The 12,298-nt window shown below is 72.0% G+C and carries 13 protein-coding genes; 6 read left to right on the top strand and 7 right to left on the bottom strand.

Annotated elements, in window-relative coordinates; genetic code table 11:
• The first annotated feature begins 23 nt into the window (after window positions 1-23).
• The gene (locus tag CCN29_RS16700) at window positions 24-1,232 is read left to right on the top strand and encodes a nucleotide sugar dehydrogenase (RefSeq protein WP_006130723.1); all 1,209 of its coding nucleotides are present in this window, start codon (window positions 24-26) and stop codon (window positions 1,230-1,232) included.
• 90 nt (window positions 1,233-1,322) lie between these two features.
• Here the strand turns inward: CCN29_RS16700 and CCN29_RS16695 are convergent, their stop codons facing one another.
• The 4 genes from CCN29_RS16695 to CCN29_RS16680 all read right to left on the bottom strand — a co-directional run bounded on the left by CCN29_RS16695 (window position 1,323) and on the right by CCN29_RS16680 (window position 6,396).
• Window positions 1,323-2,447: a GuaB3 family IMP dehydrogenase-related protein gene (locus CCN29_RS16695; RefSeq protein WP_086682796.1), complete on the bottom strand. Its 1,125-nt coding sequence runs from the start codon at window positions 2,445-2,447 to the stop codon at window positions 1,323-1,325.
• Window positions 2,448-2,574: 127 nt separating this feature from the next.
• Window positions 2,575-4,080 carry an IMP dehydrogenase gene (guaB, locus tag CCN29_RS16690; RefSeq protein ID WP_006130725.1) on the bottom strand — a complete coding sequence of 502 codons (1,506 nt, stop codon included), beginning with the start codon at window positions 4,078-4,080 and terminating at the stop codon, window positions 2,575-2,577.
• A gap of 174 nt (window positions 4,081-4,254) precedes the next feature.
• Window positions 4,255-4,842: a sigma-70 family RNA polymerase sigma factor gene (locus tag CCN29_RS16685; RefSeq protein WP_006130726.1), complete on the bottom strand. Its 588-nt coding sequence runs from the start codon at window positions 4,840-4,842 to the stop codon at window positions 4,255-4,257.
• Between the two features lie 942 nt (window positions 4,843-5,784).
• The gene (locus tag CCN29_RS16680) at window positions 5,785-6,396 is read right to left on the bottom strand and encodes a response regulator transcription factor (protein WP_003948568.1); all 612 of its coding nucleotides are present in this window, start codon (window positions 6,394-6,396) and stop codon (window positions 5,785-5,787) included.
• A 380-nt stretch (window positions 6,397-6,776) separates the two neighbouring features.
• Between CCN29_RS16680 and CCN29_RS16675 the strand changes: the two genes are divergently transcribed.
• Window positions 6,777-7,109, top strand: a complete 333-nt coding sequence (locus tag CCN29_RS16675) for a WhiB family transcriptional regulator (protein ID WP_006130727.1) — start codon at window positions 6,777-6,779, stop codon at window positions 7,107-7,109.
• A gap of 71 nt (window positions 7,110-7,180) precedes the next feature.
• Here CCN29_RS16675 and CCN29_RS16670 read toward each other — a convergent pair whose 3' ends face one another.
• On the bottom strand, window positions 7,181-8,077 hold the full coding sequence (locus tag CCN29_RS16670) for a LysR family transcriptional regulator (protein WP_006130728.1): 897 nt from the start codon (window positions 8,075-8,077) through the stop codon (window positions 7,181-7,183).
• 92 nt (window positions 8,078-8,169) lie between these two features.
• Between CCN29_RS16670 and CCN29_RS16665 the strand changes: the two genes are divergently transcribed.
• The 3 genes from CCN29_RS16665 (at window position 8,170) to CCN29_RS16655 (ending at window position 10,526) form a co-directional block, all read left to right on the top strand.
• Complete coding sequence (locus tag CCN29_RS16665; protein ID WP_086682793.1) at window positions 8,170-8,850, top strand: MOSC domain-containing protein; 681 nt, start codon at window positions 8,170-8,172, stop codon at window positions 8,848-8,850.
• A 108-nt stretch (window positions 8,851-8,958) separates the two neighbouring features.
• On the top strand, window positions 8,959-9,732 hold the full coding sequence (locus CCN29_RS16660; protein ID WP_006130730.1) for an SDR family NAD(P)-dependent oxidoreductase: 774 nt from the start codon (window positions 8,959-8,961) through the stop codon (window positions 9,730-9,732).
• Window positions 9,733-9,818: 86 nt separating this feature from the next.
• A complete protein-coding gene (locus CCN29_RS16655) occupies window positions 9,819-10,526 on the top strand; it encodes an ester cyclase (RefSeq protein WP_031017274.1) in 708 nt (235 codons plus the stop codon).
• An 83-nt stretch (window positions 10,527-10,609) separates the two neighbouring features.
• On the opposite strand, the gene CCN29_RS16650 is transcribed toward CCN29_RS16655, so the two are convergent.
• Both CCN29_RS16650 and CCN29_RS16645 read right to left on the bottom strand, forming a co-directional pair.
• Complete coding sequence (locus tag CCN29_RS16650) at window positions 10,610-10,867, bottom strand: Txe/YoeB family addiction module toxin (protein ID WP_086682790.1); 258 nt, start codon at window positions 10,865-10,867, stop codon at window positions 10,610-10,612.
• The gene (locus tag CCN29_RS16645; RefSeq protein ID WP_006130733.1) at window positions 10,864-11,142 is read right to left on the bottom strand and encodes a type II toxin-antitoxin system Phd/YefM family antitoxin; all 279 of its coding nucleotides are present in this window, start codon (window positions 11,140-11,142) and stop codon (window positions 10,864-10,866) included. Before CCN29_RS16645 ends, CCN29_RS16650 begins: the two co-directional genes overlap by 4 nt.
• A gap of 205 nt (window positions 11,143-11,347) precedes the next feature.
• Here CCN29_RS16645 and CCN29_RS16640 point away from each other — a divergent pair, with 205 nt between their 5' ends.
• The gene (locus CCN29_RS16640; RefSeq protein ID WP_086682787.1) at window positions 11,348-12,235 is read left to right on the top strand and encodes a septum formation family protein; all 888 of its coding nucleotides are present in this window, start codon (window positions 11,348-11,350) and stop codon (window positions 12,233-12,235) included.
• Window positions 12,236-12,298: the final 63 nt, after the last annotated feature.

The raw sequence follows: 12,298 nt of genomic DNA, 5'->3' as shown, positions 1-12,298 counted from the left end.
TATCGGGAAGGACGGCCCACGCCATGCCCGCAGATCTCGCCGTCATCGGACTCGGCCCGTTCGGACTGCCCCTGGCCCAGGCCGCCGTCGCCGCCGGCATCCCCACCGTCGGGTACCGGACCGGCCCCGAGCCCGGCTCCCTCAGCCCCGCCGAGCAGCGCCGCATGCTCGCCCAGGGCTTCCGGGTCACCACCAGCGCGGCCGAGCTCGGCCGGGTGCGCACCGCCGTGATCTGCGCCCCCACCGCGCCCGCCGCCGACGGCGGACTCGACCTCGGCCAGGTCGAGTCCGCCGCCCGCACCCTCGCCGCGCAGCTGCGCCCGCACACCACCGTGATCCTGGAGTCCCCCGTGCCGCCCGGCACCACGGAGGGCCCGCTGCTGCGGCTGCTGGAGTCGGGGTCCGGCCTGCGCGCCGGCCGCGACTTCCACCTCGCCCACTGTCCCAGCCGCGTCGACCCCGGCAACCGCGACTTCACCCCCGCCGGCATCCCGAAGGTCATCGGCGGCCTCACCCCCGCCTGCACCGAGTCGGCGGCGGCCTTCTACGGCCGCATCACCGACAAGGTGGTCCGCGCCCGAGGCCCGCGCGAGGCCGAGACGGTGCAGCTCCTGGAGACCAACTTCCGGCACGTCAACATCGCCCTGGTGAACGAGATGGCCGCCCTCTGCCACGACCTCGGCATCGACCTGTGGGACGTGCTGCGCTGCGCGGAGACCAAGCCCTTCGGCTTCCTCGCCTTCCGCCCCGGACCGGGCGTCGGCGGCCACACCGTCCCCCAGGACCTCACCGCGCACGCCGGCCGCACCCTGCGCATGGCTGAACTGGCCCAGGAGGTCAACGGCCGCATGCCCCGCTACGTCGTGCAGCGCGCCGCCGCCCTCCTCAACGAGCACGGCAAATCGGCGCGCGGCGCGCGCGTGCTGCTCCTCGGCGTCACCTACAAGGCCGACCTCGCCGACCTCCAGGGCAGCCCCGCGCAGGAGATCGCGGTCCGACTGATGGAGCTGGGCGCCTCGGTCAGCTACCACGACCCGCACGTCCCGTCCTGGAACGTCCTCGACCGCCCGGTCCCCCGCGCCGACTCCCTCTACGAGGCCGCCGCCGACGCCGACCTCACGATCCTGCTCCAGCAGCACCGCACGTACGACCTCCAGGGCCTGTCGGTGAAGGCCCAGCTTCTCCTGGACACGCGGGGTGCGACGCCCACGGGGGCGGCGCATCGGTTGTGAGGAGGGGGCGCGCGGATGCGAAGAGGCCGGTCACCTCGCCAGGTGACCGGCCTCTTCCGTGTCGTGTGTCGTGTCCGAGCCCGCTCGGGCCTACCGCCGGTGCTGCGAGTCCGCCACCGTCACCTCGACGCGCTGGAACTCCTTCAGCTCGCTGTAGCCGGTGGTGGCCATCGCGCGGCGCAGGGCGCCGAAGAGGTTCATGGAGCCGTCGGGGGTGTGGGACGGGCCGGTGAGGATCTCCTCCAGGGTGCCCACCGTGCCGAGGTCCACCTTCTTGCCGCGCGGCAGCTCCTCGTTGACGGCCTCCATGCCCCAGTGGTGACCGCGGCCCGGCGCGTCGGTGGCGCGGGCCAGCGGGGAGCCCATCATCACGGAGTCCGCGCCGCAGGCGATCGCCTTGGGCAGGTCGCCGGACCAGCCGACACCGCCGTCCGCGATGACGTGCACGTACCGCCCGCCGGACTCGTCCATGTAGTCACGGCGGGCCGCGGCCACGTCGGCGACCGCGGTGGCCATCGGCACCTGGATGCCCAGCACGTTGCGCGTGGTGTGCGCGGCGCCGCCGCCGAAGCCGACCAGCACGCCCGCCGCACCGGTGCGCATCAGGTGCAGCGCAGCGGTGTAGGTGGCGCAGCCGCCGACGATGACCGGGACGTCCAGCTCGTAGATGAACTGCTTCAGGTTCAGCGGCTCGTGCGAGCCGGAGACGTGCTCCGCCGACACCGTGGTGCCGCGGATGACGAAGATGTCCACGCCCGCGTCGACGACGGCCTTGGAGAACTGGGCGGTGCGCTGCGGGGAGAGCGCGGCGGCGGTGACGACGCCGGAGTCGCGCACCTCCTTGATGCGCTGCCCGATCAGCTCCTCCTTGATGGGAGCGGCGTAGATCTCCTGGAGGCGGCGGGTGGCCGTCTGGTCGGGCAGGCCGACGATCTCGTCGAGCAGCGGCTGCGGGTCCTCGTGGCGGGTCCACAGACCCTCGAGGTTCAGCACGCCGAGGCCGCCGAGCTCGCCGATGCGGATCGCGGTGGCCGGGGAGACGACCGAGTCCATGGGAGCGGCCAGGAACGGCAGCTCGAAGCGGTAGGCGTCGATCTGCCAGGCGATCGAGACCTCCTTCGGGTCCCGCGTACGGCGGCTGGGGACGACGGCGATGTCGTCGAAGGCGTACGCCCGGCGGCCGCGCTTGCCGCGCCCGATCTCGATCTCAGTCACGTCTGTGGCCTTTCCCTGATGCGTTGCAGCGCCTTCCAGTATCCCCGACGGCCGTGGCGCCCACCGCCCCGGCGTACGGCGAGGGCGGCCCCGGTGTCGTCCGGAGCCGCCCTCGGGAAGCCCGCCGCTACTGGCGGCTGTAGTTCGGCGCCTCGACCGTCATCTGGATGTCGTGCGGGTGGCTCTCCTTGAGGCCCGCCGAGGTGATCCGGACGAACCGGCCGTTGTCCTGCAGCTCGGGAACGGTCCGGCCGCCGACGTAGAACATCGACTGGCGCAGACCGCCGACCAGCTGGTGGACGACGGACGACAGCGGGCCGCGGTAGGGCACCTGGCCCTCGATGCCCTCGGGCACCAGCTGCTCGTCGGAGGCGACGCCCTCCTGGAAGTAGCGGTCCTTGGAGAACGACTTGCGGTCGCCCCGGCTCTGCATGGCGCCCAGCGACCCCATGCCCCGGTACGACTTGAACTGCTTGCCGTTGATGAACAGCAGCTCGCCCGGCGACTCCTCGCAGCCCGCGAGCAGCGAGCCGAGCATCACCGTGTCGGCGCCCGCGACGAGCGCCTTGGCGATGTCGCCGGAGTACTGCAGGCCGCCGTCGCCGATGACCGGCACACCGGCCTCCTTGGCGGCCAGCGCGGCCTCGTAGATCGCGGTGACCTGCGGGACGCCGACGCCGGCGACGACGCGCGTGGTGCAGATGGAGCCGGGGCCGACACCGACCTTGATGCCGTCGCAGCCGGCGTCGACGAGCGCCTTGGCGCCGTCGCGGGTGGCGATGTTGCCGCCGATCACGTCGACGCCGGAGGAGTTCGACTTGATCTTGGCGACCATGTCGCCGACCAGCCGGGAGTGGCCGTGCGCGGTGTCGACGACGATGAAGTCGACGCCCGCCTCGATGAGGGCCTGGGCGCGCTCGAACGCGTCACCGGCGACGCCGACCGCGGCGCCGACCAGCAGACGGCCCTCGCCGTCCTTGGCGGCGTTCGGGTACTTCTCCGCCTTCACGAAGTCCTTGACCGTGATCAGGCCCTTGAGGACACCCTGGTCGTCGACCAGCGGAAGCTTCTCGATCTTGTGGCGGCGCAGCAGCTCCATGGCGTCCGGGCCGGAGATGCCGACCTTGCCGGTCACCAGCGGCATCGGCGTCATGACCTCGCGCACCTGACGGGAGCGGTCGGTCTCGAAGGCCATGTCACGGTTGGTGACGATGCCGAGCAGCTTCTTGTTGCCGTCGGTCACCGGGACGCCGCTGATGCGGAACTTCGCGCAGAGCGCGTCGGCCTCGGCGAGCGTGGCGTCCGGGTGGATCGTGATGGGGTCGGTGACCATGCCCGACTCGGACCGCTTCACCAGGTCGACCTGGTTGGCCTGGTCCTCGATGGACAGGTTGCGGTGCAGCACGCCGACGCCGCCCTGGCGGGCCATCGCGATGGCCATGCGGGACTCGGTCACCTTGTCCATGGCGGCGGACAGCAGCGGGATGTTCACCCGCACGTTCTTGGAGACGTACGAGGCGGTGTCGATCTCGTCGGGTGCCATGTCCGACGGGCCCGGCAGCAGCAGCACGTCGTCGTAGGTCAGCCCGAGTGTCGCGAATTTTCCGGGCACTCCGTCGACGTTGGCAGTCATGACACCTTCCCCAAATGGCCTTGATCGGTGCGGATGTCCATGCTAACGGGAAGCGTGGGTGTCTGATTCCACGGTTCCGCACGGTCCCCGGCTTCGTATGTTCGTACGGGAACGGCTGATCGTCCGTTCAGGTACGGGTGCTGCGCGCGCGAAGAGGCGGCGCGGGGGCGGGTGTTACTGCTCCGCCAGGGCCCGCAGTCTGCTCAGCGCGCGGTGCTGCGCCACCCGGACCGCGCCGGGTGACATTCCCAACATCTGACCGGTCTCCTCCGCGGTGAGCCCCACGGCGATGCGCAGCAGGATCAGCTCGCGCTGGTTCTCGGGCAGGCTGGCCAGCAGTTTCTTGGCCCACTCGGCGTCGCTGCTGAGCAGGGCGCGCTCCTCGGGCCCGAGCGAGTCGTCGGGCCGCTCCGGCATCTCGTCGGACGGCACGGCGGTCGAACCGGGGTGCCGCATCGCGGCGCGCTGGAGGTCGGCGACCTTGTGGGAGGCGATGGCGAAGATGAACGCCTCGAAGGGCCGGCCGGTGTCCTTGTAGCGGGGCAGCGCGAGCAGCACCGCCACGCAGACCTCCTGCGCGAGGTCCTCGACGAAGTGCCGGGCGTCGCCCGGAAGGCGCGACAGACGGGTGCGGCAGTAGCGCAGGGCGAGCGGGTGGACGTGCGCGAGCAGGTCGTGCGTGGCCTGCTCGTCCCCGTCGACCGCGCGGTGGACGAGCGCACCGATCGCCCCCTGGGCCGTGCCCGCCTCGTCGTCGCGCATCGGTCCATGGTGCCCTGCGGACGCGGGGTCCGTAGCACCGTGTCCTTGGTTGTGCACCGAAGCGTTATGAGCAGGTGCGCCGGAACTCATCCCTTGCGCCCTCCCCTTCCGCTCGACCGACTCGTCCCCGAGGAACTCCACACCTCAAGGATGCGGCATCCGCCGCGAAACGAGCAGTGGCCCTCTTCCGGCCGCGGCGAACACCACGTCCGTCCTGTGCGCCGGCCCACGCGCCGGGCCGCCGTGCGGCAGGCCCGCCCGCCTGGGGACAAGGGTCCCGTGCGGGGGGTGCGGCGTTTCCGGTGCGGCCCGGGACCGTGCCGGACATCACCGGGGCGGTGTGGCATCGGTACGCGCGCGCGTCGCGGGGGACCGCAGCCGGAGGCCCGGGCAACGCCCGGGACCCACGTCCCGCCGGTCCGCGGCGCCTGTGCCGAAGAACCGCGTACGCACGGCACGCCGTACCCCCGAAGCGCGACGCCGACGACCGACCCCGCGTCTCGCCGCCCGTGTCGGAGAGCCGCATACGCACGGCACGCCGTACGCCCGAAGCGCGACGCCGGCGACCGACCCCGCGTCTCGCCCGCGCCTCTGCCGAAGCGCACCGCACGAGCCCGGCCCCCGTGGCCCGCCGGCTTCCGACGAACGCCGCACACGCACCCGGCGTCGCACCACCGGCAGAGCGACACCCGCGCCCCGCCCGACGCCCCGCGCCGGGCCACCGCCCGCAGAACGCACGCCGTGCGACCGCCGCGTGACCGCCACGCGACGCCCGCGCACGCGAACCGGTCCCGCGGGCCCCGCCACGCTCCGTGACGGTCCGGCACCGGCGTCCCGGCCGACGGGCCGCACGCGTGTTCCCGGTGCGGATGAGCGTCCGAGCCCCGCACCAACGCGGTGCCCCGCGTTCCGGCCGCCGGCCCGGCCCGAAGGACGGGACGGCTAGCGCACCAGACCCCACCGGAACCCGAGCGCCACCGCGTGGGCCCGGTCGGAGGCGCCGAGCTTCTTGAACAGACGGCGCGCGTGGGTCTTCACCGTGTCCTCGGAGAGGAACAGCTCGCGGCCGATCTCCGCGTTGGAGCGGCCGTGGCTCATCCCCTCCAGCACCTGGATCTCCCGCGCGGTGAGCGTGGGCGCCGCGCCCATCTCGGCCGAGCGCAGCCGGCGCGGGGCGAGCCGCCAGGTCGGGTCGGCGAGCGCCTGCGTGACCGTGGCGCGCAGCTCCGCGCGGGAGGCGTCCTTGTGCAGGTAGCCGCGGGCCCCGGCGGCCACCGCGAGGGCAACGCCGTCCAGGTCCTCGGCGACCGTGAGCATGATGATGCGTGCTCCGGGGTCGGCGGAAAGCAGCCGCCGCACTGTCTCGACGCCGCCCAGACCGGGCATGCGCACGTCCATCAGAATCAGGTCCGAGCGGTCGGCGCCCCAGCGGCGGAGGACTTCCTCGCCGTTGGCCGCCGTCGTCACGCGCTCGACGCCGGGCACGGTCGCGACCGCGCGGCGGAGCGCCTCTCGGGCAAGCGGGGAGTCGTCGCAGACGAGGACGGAAGTCATGGCCGCCCTCCGCAGCTGATGCGCGTCACCTTGAGCCTCCAGGCTGGTACGAAATCGTCACCTTGCGGTCGACCGTCTCGGACGCCCGCCCGAGCGCTTGTTCCTTCAACCGCCTCGCACTTTCAACGACGGTCACTCGAAAGAGTTACGGGGCCGTCTGCCATCTTCGGCACTCTACGTGAGGAGGCGTTCACGGTGGAGACATGCGCGACCGACCCCCGAACTTTCATCACAACCCATGCCCCATTTAGACCCTTTTCTTCCCCTTAGATGGTGTCCGGAGCTAGATTCGCAATGAGTCATATTTTCATCTCCTTTGATCGTAGTTGTACGGTCGTGGACATCGGATCCGCCCAGTAACGGCTACAAGGGGTCACGTAATGGCAGATTTCTCCCGCCTTCCCGGACCGAACGCGGACCTGTGGGACTGGCAGCTCCTGGCCGCCTGCCGCGGGGTGGACAGCTCGCTCTTCTTCCACCCCGAGGGCGAACGGGGCGCCGCCCGCAGCGCACGCGAGAACTCGGCCAAGGAGGTCTGCATGAGGTGCCCGGTGCGCGCCGAGTGCGCCGCGCACGCGCTGGCCGTGCGTGAGCCGTACGGCGTGTGGGGCGGCCTGACCGAGGACGAGCGCGAAGAACTGATGGGGCGGGCGCGCAACCGGCTGGTGTCGGCGTCGGGCGCCGGCGGACACGCCACCGCCTCGAACACCTGAAGGAACGTTTCTCCGAAGAAGCCCGAAGAAGAACCCCTGACTCCCCCACGAGCCGCCGTCGGCCGGCGCCGTCACCTGGCGGCGGCCGCCGCCAGCTTCTCCAGCGTCGCGGTGACCGCCGGCACCTGCGCGAGGTCCGGCAGGGTGAGCGCGACGATCTCCCGCCGTACGGCGGGCTCCAGGCCCACGGTGCGTACGCCGCGCGGCCTCAGTGACTCCAGCGCGAGCTGCGGCAGGACCGCGACCCCGAGTCCCGCGCCGACCAGACCGGCGACCGCCGGATAGTCGTCGGTCGCGAAGTCGATGCGCGGGGTGAAACCCGCCGTCTCGCACACCTCGACGAGCTGTCCCCGGCAGCGCGGGCAGCCCGCGATCCACGGCTCGTCCGCGAGTTCGCCGATGGCGACCGACCCCGCGCGGGCCAGCCGGTGCCGTTCCGGCACCAGCCCGACCAGCCGGTCCGACAGCAGCGGCCGTACGACGAGGTCGTCCCACTCCTCCGCGCCCGCCGCGCCCTCGTAGCGGAAGGCGAGGGCCACGTCGCAGTCGCCCTCGCGCAGCATCCGCACGGAGCGGGGCGGTTCGGCCTCCTCGAGCGAGACGCGCGTGCCGGGGTGGGCGTCGCGCAGTGCGGCGAGGGCGGTCGGCACGAGCGTGGAGCTGCCGCTGGGGAAGGAGACCAGCCGCACCCGTCCCGCGCGCAGCCCGGCGATGGCCGCGACCTCCTCCTCGGCGGCGGTGAGCCCGGCGAGGATGCCGGCCGCGTGCCGAACCAGCGCCTCACCGGCCTGGGTCAGCCGCATCTCGCGGCCGGAGCGGATGAGCAGCGGCGTGCCGGCGGACGCCTCCAGCGCCTTCATCTGCTGGCTGACGGCGGGCTGGGTGCACCCCAGTTCGCGGGCGGCGGCGGAGAAGGAACCGGTTGAGGCCACGGCGCGCAGCACGCGGAGGTGGCGGGCTTCGATCACCCTGCCAGGATACGCGCAAGGATAAGCCTGCCTTTGATCAACAGCGGATTAATACGTCGACGCTTTGATGTGCATGCCCTACGGTGCAGCGCATGGAGCTTCTGTCTGTGAACCTGGGCCGCCCGAAGCCCGTGCCCTACACCGGTCAGCCCGAGGGTCTGACCGGTATCGACAAGCGTCCGGCGGACGGGCCGGTGCGGGTGTCGGCGCCCGGCCCGAAGGGCGTCGGCGGGAGCGGTCTGGCCGGCGACGCGGTGTGCGAGACGCGGCACCACGGCGGGGACGACCAGGCGGTGTACGCGGTGGCCCGCGAGGACCTGGACGAGTGGGAGCGGACCCTGGGGCGCACGCTGCCCGACGGCTCGTTCGGCGAGAACCTCACCACCCTGGGTGTCGACGTCTCCGGCGCGCTGATCGGCGAGCGCTGGGCGGTGGGTCCCGACGTCGTCCTGGAGGTCACGTCCGGGCGTATCCCGTGCCGTACCTTCCAGGGCCATCTGGGTGAGAAGGGCTGGGTCAGGCGGTTCACGGAGCGGGCCGCGCCGGGGGCGTACCTGCGGGTGATCAGCCCGGGCGAGGTGCGCGCGGGCGATGCCGTGCGCATCGTGCACCGCCCGGACCACGACGTGACGGTGGCGCTCCAGTTCCGGGCGGTGACGACGGAGCGCGAACTGCTCCCGCGGGTGCTGACGGCGGGGGACGCGCTGCACGCGGAGGTGCTGAGGACGGCGCGGGAGTACGTGGAGAAGTCCGGCGCGGCCGTGGAGGCCTGACCGTACGTCGGACCTTGCCTTCCGGGGCCGGTGTGGCCTTGGTGCAGACCCGGTGTCGGCCCGGACCGCCGAGCGGACGGCTCCGCTCCGGGTAACTACTCTTGGGCCATGACAACGGCTCTGATTACGGGATCGACGGCGGGAATCGGTGCCGCGTTCGCGCGGCGGCTGGCGGCCGACGGCCATGACCTGGTGCTCGTCGCCCGGGACACCGCCCGGCTGCGGGAGCAGGCGACCGAGCTGCACGACCGCCACGGCGTCGAGGCGGAGGTGCTGACCGCCGACCTGGCCGAGGACAAGGGCATCGAGGCGGTGGAGCGCCGGCTCGCCGACCGCCGCAACCCGGTCGACCTGCTGATCAACAACGCCGGGTTCGGACACAAGGGCCGCTATCTGGAAGTCCCCATGTCCGACGAGCTGACGATGCTCAAGGTCCACTGCGAGGCCGTGCTGCGGCTGACGTCGGCCGCGGTGGAGGGGATGCGGGAGCGCGGACGCGGCGGGGTGGTGAACGTCGCCTCGACCGCGGCGTTCGTGCCACGCGGGACGTACGGGGCGTCGAAGGCGTGGGTCGTGCAGTTCACGCAGGGCGCGGCACAGGACCTGGCCGGTCACGGGGTACGCCTGATGGCGCTGTGCCCCGGCTTCGTGCGCACCGAGTTCCACCAGCGGGCCGGCATGGGCACGGACAACATCCCGCGGTGGATGTGGCTGGACGCGGACAAGGTCGCCGCGGCGGCGCTGGCGGACCTGGCCCGGGGCAAGTCGGTGTCCGTCCCGGACCCGCGGTACAAGGTGCTGATGGGGGCGTCGAAGCTGGTCCCGCGGAACCTGCTGGGCGGCATCTCCTCGCGCACCGGCCGCAAGTACGGGCCCCGCTGACGAGGGCTGACGAGGGCCGCTCCCCGGAGGACAATGGGGCGTGACAGGACCAGCCAGCCCGTGCCCGGGGGGCCGGAGGTGACGTCATGACCTTCGTACAGCTCATCGACTGCAGGACCAACCGGTTCGAGGAACTGGACCGGCTCATGGACCAGTGGGTGGAGCAGACCAGGGGAAGGCGGACGGCGACGCACGCGGTGGTCGGCAAGGACCGCGGCGACACGTCGCACCTGGTGGAGATCGTGGAGTTCCCCTCGTACGAGGAGGCGATGCGGAACTCGAAGCTGCCGGAGACCGACCGGATCTTCCGGGAGATGAGCGCCCTGTGCGAGGGGAAGCCGACCTTCACCGACCTGGACGTGGTGCGCGACGCGCGGCTGAACGCGGACACGGCCCGCCGCTTCTTCGAGGTGGCGATCACCTCGGACGACCTGTCCCCGCTGACGGGGCTGGTCGAGCAGGACTACCGCCACCACGACCCGGCGAACGAGCAGGACCTCGTCGGCCTCGACGGTCTGCGCCGCGAACTGGACGCGTGGCGCGCCGGCTTCGACTTCACGTTCCGCGTCGAGGACCGCGTGGCCCAGGGCGACCTGGTCAGCGTCCGCTGGAGCTGGGACGGCATCCACAGGGGCGACTTCCTCGGCATCCCGGCCACGGGCGAACGAGTCGCGATGACCGGCATGACGATCCTCCGCTTCAGCACCTCCGGCAGGGTCGCGGAGGGCTGGTGGCAGTACGACCGGCTGGGGCTGCTGGGGCGGCTGGGGGCGCTGGAGGCCCCGGAGCTGTGAGCATCCCTGTTGCTCGATGACCCGGACGCGGGCCGTCCGGATCGCACCGCGTCCACATGGCACGGCCGGGAGTGTCCTCGCCGTCAGTAGTGGTACCGGGTCTTGATGATCACGACTTCCTTCTCGGTGGCCCGGTAGACGAGGCGGTGTTCGTCGTCGATCCGGCGTGACCAGTAGCCCGACAGGTCGCCCTTCAGCGGCTCCGGTTTGCCGATGCCGGTGAAAGGGTCGCGCTGGATCTCGCCGATCAGACGGACGAGTTTGCGGAACAGCTTCTTGTCGGCGGCCTGCCAGTACAGGACGTCCTCCAACCCGGTGGGACGGAACCGTACGTCCCTCACTCGCCGTCCTCCGCGAGCGCCTCCAGCTCTGCCATGCTCCGGGTGATCACCGGGGTGTCGGCGGCCTTGTCCGCGGCGACGGCCGCCATGAGGTGGGCGGCGTTGGCCGGCGAGCGCAGCAGGTAGACGGTCTCCTGCCAGGAACGGAAGTCGTCGGCCGACATCAGTACGGCGTTGCCGCCCCTTGAGGTGATCTCCACGGGCTCGTGGTCGTCGTTGACCTGCTGGATCAGCGGGAACAGCCTGGCCCGGGCCTCGCTGGCAGTGATGGACATGCTCCTCCTCCGCAGAAACCGGTACGGGTGGACCGCACCCGTCAGAATGGTACAGGTTTCTGGTACGAGTCGGGGGGCCGGCGCTGCGCCGAACTCCGGGCACCGCCCCGGCGTCGCGGTACTACAACCATCCCGGCCCCTCGGGTGTCACAGACGCGAGGGAGGTCAGGCCTCCCCGTGTATCGCACCGCTGGTTGGAGACACCATGGCCGTTCGTGCCCCCTACCGTTCCCTTCGCGGGCTTTCCGCTGTCGTCGCGTTGGTCGCGCTGGCCGGCGTCGGCTGTTCCGAGGCGTCCGAAGTCGTCGACGGGGCCAAGGACGGGGCGAAGAAGGCGGCGCGGCAGCGGTCGGTGTTCTCGCTGGACGTCGGGGACTGCTACAACCCGAACGGGAAGGCCGTGGGCGAGGCGTATCTCGTCGAGGTCGTGCCGTGCGACGAGGCGCATCGGGGGCAGGTCGTCGGCGAGTTCGACGTCGAGGGCGGTCCCGCGTACCCCGGGGACGAGAAGGTCACCGCGACCGCGGACGAGCGCTGCCCCGCCGAGGCGCAGAAGTACGCCCCGGACACCTGGGCGCTTCCCCGGGGCGTGGGGCTTTCGCACTACACCCCGACCAAGGAGAGCTGGGCGACCGGCGACCGCGCCGTGACCTGCACGTACACCGTGGAGCAGGGCACCTTCACGGGCTCGCTGGACACCGCGAAGTCCTTCGAGCCCGACCAGCTCACCTATCTGATGGGGTCGAACGGCGTCTACGAGGCCCTGTGGGCCCACCAGCCCGTGTCGGACGACATCGAGGCCGAGCTGACGGACTACAAGGCGCAGGCCAAGGCCGTCGCTCAGGCCCTCGACACGCACGTCGGAGGGCTGGACGGCATCGAGGGCGCCGAGGTCGGCAAGCTCCGCGCGACGCTCGCCAAGGCGGCCGGCCAGTGGGAGAAGGCCGCGAACGCCCCCGACGTCGACACCTTCTACCTCGCCTACGACCAGGGGTTCACCCTCATCGACCCGAACACGTCGGTCCCCGCCCGCAAGGAGCTGGGGCTCGCCACCACCGTCCCGGCCGACGAGGCCGAGGTCTGGGCGAGCTGAGGGCGTTTGGGCGTCCGGGCGTCCGCGCGTCCGGGTCAGTCGCCCCCGCCGCCCCCGCCGCCG

Source organism: Streptomyces pseudogriseolus (assembly GCA_002154585.1).
In the GTDB taxonomy this organism is placed as follows: domain Bacteria; phylum Actinomycetota; class Actinomycetes; order Streptomycetales; family Streptomycetaceae; genus Streptomyces; species Streptomyces pseudogriseolus.
The sequence above is the reverse complement of the archived record's forward strand: the minus strand, read 5'-3'. Positions and strand labels throughout refer to the sequence as shown.

Coding starts and splice junctions, on each gene's coding strand:
- CCN29_RS16665 (WP_086682793.1), top strand. CDS start 8,170: ATGGAGCTTCTGTCTGTGAACCTGGGCCGCCCGAAGCCCGTGCCCTAC.
- CCN29_RS16655 (WP_031017274.1), top strand. CDS start 9,819: ATGACCTTCGTACAGCTCATCGACTGCAGGACCAACCGGTTCGAGGAA.
- CCN29_RS16685 (WP_006130726.1), bottom strand. CDS start 4,842: ATGCGCGACGACGAGGCGGGCACGGCCCAGGGGGCGATCGGTGCGCTC.
- CCN29_RS16675 (WP_006130727.1), top strand. CDS start 6,777: ATGGCAGATTTCTCCCGCCTTCCCGGACCGAACGCGGACCTGTGGGAC.
- CCN29_RS16700 (WP_006130723.1), top strand. CDS start 24: ATGCCCGCAGATCTCGCCGTCATCGGACTCGGCCCGTTCGGACTGCCC.
- CCN29_RS16660 (WP_006130730.1), top strand. CDS start 8,959: ATGACAACGGCTCTGATTACGGGATCGACGGCGGGAATCGGTGCCGCG.
- CCN29_RS16680 (WP_003948568.1), bottom strand. CDS start 6,396: ATGACTTCCGTCCTCGTCTGCGACGACTCCCCGCTTGCCCGAGAGGCG.
- guaB (WP_006130725.1), bottom strand. CDS start 4,080: ATGACTGCCAACGTCGACGGAGTGCCCGGAAAATTCGCGACACTCGGG.
- CCN29_RS16645 (WP_006130733.1), bottom strand. CDS start 11,142: ATGTCCATCACTGCCAGCGAGGCCCGGGCCAGGCTGTTCCCGCTGATC.
- CCN29_RS16640 (WP_086682787.1), top strand. CDS start 11,348: ATGGCCGTTCGTGCCCCCTACCGTTCCCTTCGCGGGCTTTCCGCTGTC.